The sequence below is a fragment of the Lamprobacter modestohalophilus genome (genome assembly GCF_016583905.1).
Classification (GTDB): domain Bacteria; phylum Pseudomonadota; class Gammaproteobacteria; order Chromatiales; family Chromatiaceae; genus Lamprobacter; species Lamprobacter modestohalophilus.
In genome coordinates this window covers 1-904 of sequence record NZ_NRRY01000181.1, presented here as the reverse complement: position 1 = coordinate 904, position 904 = coordinate 1, and the positions used below count along the sequence as shown (strand labels likewise).

The window sequence follows — 904 nt, the reverse complement described above, 5'->3', positions numbered from 1 at the left end:
CTGATAACGGCGTGGGTGGCGGGTTCCCGGAATGTTGCGATGGGCCAGTTCGTCGATCAGCACCACGGCCGGCGCACGTTTGAGAATGGCATCCAGGTTCAGCTCCCGAAACTGTGCGCCCCGATACTCGAGCGGCATCAGGGGAATGGACTCCAGTCCCTCGCATAGCGCCTCGGTTTCCTGCCGGCCATGGCTCTCGATGATCCCGATGACGATATCGGCGCCCTCGCGCCGCGCCTCGCGCGCGGCCTCCAGCATCTTGTAGGTCTTGCCGACGCCGGGGAAGGCGCCCAAGAATATCTTGAGCGCCCCGTGCCGCTCGCGCTTGATGGCCGATAGCAGGGCTTGGGGGTCGGGCCGATGATCCGCTGTCAGGTTCATGGCGTTCCGCCGGCCTCTACACCGAGGTCGGCAAGTGCCAGGTTCAACCGCAGCACATTGACCCGCGGCTGCCCCAGTACCCCAAGCACCGGAGACTCCACATGTCCCGCCACCAAGGCCGCGATGGCCGCGCGCGGCAACCCGCGCGCGGCGGCGACCCGGTCGATCTGGAGTTCGGCCGCTTCCGGGCTAATGTGCGGGTCGATGCCCGACCCGGAGGCAGCGATGAGATCGACCGGGATCCCCGTCGGTTCCACGGCATTGGCGGCCGCGATCTCGCTTGAGCTGGCCCTGGCCCGATCGCGCAACGCTGGGTTACTGGACGCGAGGTTGGAGCCGGAAACGCCAAAGGGATCATAGCCGGCAGCCGAGGGGCGGCCATGAAAATAGCCGGGTGCCTTGAACGGCTGGCCGACCAGTGCCGAGCCGATCACCGTGCCATCGCGTTCGACGAAGCTGCCGGTGGACTGCTCAGGAAACAGGACGCCACCGATCGCCACGGTGAGCAGCGGGTAGAGGACAC

At 66.8% G+C, this 904-nt stretch carries 1 protein-coding gene and 1 pseudogene; both read right to left on the bottom strand.

Annotated features, from left to right (window positions below):
- Positions 1-381: pseudogene (locus CKO42_RS28790) on the bottom strand (sensor histidine kinase KdpD); the annotation flags it as partial.
- Positions 378-904: potassium-transporting ATPase subunit KdpC (kdpC, locus tag CKO42_RS28785; RefSeq protein ID WP_200252809.1), on the bottom strand; the 527-nt coding region annotated here is incomplete at its 5' end. The gene kdpC and the pseudogene CKO42_RS28790, both read right to left, overlap by 4 nt.